1 protein-coding gene is annotated in these 901 nt (G+C 52.8%); it reads left to right on the top strand.

Annotated features, from left to right (window positions below):
- Nucleotides 1-216: 216 nt before the first annotated feature.
- Nucleotides 217-852: a TetR/AcrR family transcriptional regulator gene (locus HMPREF0372_RS09650; protein ID WP_007491560.1), complete on the top strand. Its 636-nt coding sequence runs from the start codon at nt 217-219 to the stop codon at nt 850-852.
- Nucleotides 853-901: the final 49 nt, after the last annotated feature.

Here is a 901-nt window from a genome sequence, read left to right as displayed (position 1 = left end):
TTCACCGTCCAATATGTTTGACAAACCTACAATTTTACAGAGGAGAGGCAAAAATTAAGGGTTGCATTTTCGGCATAGTTCGATATAATTATCTCGGTGATTTTTTCTTTCTTCTAACTGAAAATTTGAAAATCTGCTTGCAATAGAACGAAAATCATGATATCATTTCCTAAACCAGAAGTTTGATTGTTGAATTGGAAAGGCTGGAATGACGTGATGAGTAAGAAGCAGGCGCTGACGGAGTTTCACCGGGGCTCTATTCTAGCGGCCGCCGAGCGGCTATTTGCCGAGAAGGGTACCGAAAAGACGACGATGGATGACATCGCGCGGGAGGCGGAGTACAGCAAGGCCACCCTCTATGTGTACTTTCAGAGCAAGGAGGAGATCATCAATGCCATTCTCCTCAGCGGTATGGTTCTGTTGAAAAAGAAGATTCACGAGGCCATTGAGAGCCACAGCGACTGGTATCAGGCCTACGACGCGGTATGCCGCTCCATCGTCCGGTTCTACGATGAAAATCCCACCGCTTATGATGCCGCTACGGGCACGATGCCTCTGGTGCAGGAGGCGGACGAGACTCAGAAGGGAGTTGCGGATATCCTGCGCGTGAGCGGTGAGATCGACGAGGAGCTGGCGGCCTTCCTGGTACGCGGTGCGGCGGAGGGCGCGGTGCGCTCTCAGCTTCCCCCTATGGAGACGGTTCTGCTGTTCTGGTCCGCCCTGTCCGGCATGGTGCATACCGCCGATATCCGGGAGGGATATATTCAGAAGACCATCGGTCTGTCCCGGGAGGAGTTTCTCCAGCACGGCACCCGCCTGCTACTGGCCTCTATCACCAAGGTCAACGCATAATCAAAAAAGCGCCCCGGCTGCGAGATCGGAAGAGCGTCGTGTAGGGAAA

It is taken from the genome of Flavonifractor plautii ATCC 29863 (assembly GCF_000239295.1).
Taxonomy (GTDB): Bacteria; Bacillota; Clostridia; order Oscillospirales; family Oscillospiraceae; genus Flavonifractor; species Flavonifractor plautii.
This window is presented reverse-complemented; position numbering and strand designations above follow the sequence as displayed.

Bases quoted from the DNA above. Each gene is read 5' to 3' on its own strand.
- HMPREF0372_RS09650 (WP_007491560.1), top strand. From the start codon at position 217: ATGAGTAAGAAGCAGGCGCTGACGGAGTTTCACCGGGGCTCTATTCTA.